This window comes from Aphanothece stagnina RSMan2012 (genome assembly GCF_046764815.1).
In the GTDB taxonomy this organism is placed as follows: Bacteria; Cyanobacteriota; Cyanobacteriia; order PCC-6307; family Cyanobiaceae; genus NIES-981.
On record NZ_JBKOUC010000103.1, the window covers coordinates 1 to 463 of the forward strand.

Consider the following 463-nt stretch of genomic DNA (forward strand, 5'->3'; position numbering starts at 1 on the left):
TATTATCTCCCTGCTAGGACTCCTCCCAGGGTGTTTTTGTTTTTGCAGGAAAGTCACCACAGCGGATTCTAATTCTCGCGCCAACTGACTGGCATTGTGTTGGTCGGTGGTGGTACGGCTATCATTAGCCTCGCTGACGTTGATGGTCACTTGGTTATCCATGCTCCGCAGCTTGCTACGATTGGGATTATCCATTAACTAAATCAATCCCAAGCCACGCCCGTTGGCGAATAACATCCAAAGATTGGTCTTGCAATAACTGCCCATTTTCATAAACAACCTGCAGCAAATCTTCAGTGGAAGTGGGCACAGTCTGATAGCCGGACTCTGTTTTAATCAAGGACAATCGCCCCTTTTTACTGGCTTTACCAGGATCAGTAATGGGGTCTTTACAAATCGGAGTTGCCTTACCCGCCACCGTCACTTCACTGCATTTCATGGCAAATTTTTGGGTATCTCGATT

At 46.9% G+C, this 463-nt stretch carries 1 pseudogene; it reads right to left on the reverse strand.

Going from position 1 to position 463, the window contains the following annotated elements:
- Positions 1 to 187: 187 nt before the first annotated feature.
- A pseudogene (locus tag ACLNEE_RS16940) lies at positions 188 to 463 on the reverse strand (nicotinate phosphoribosyltransferase); the annotation flags it as partial.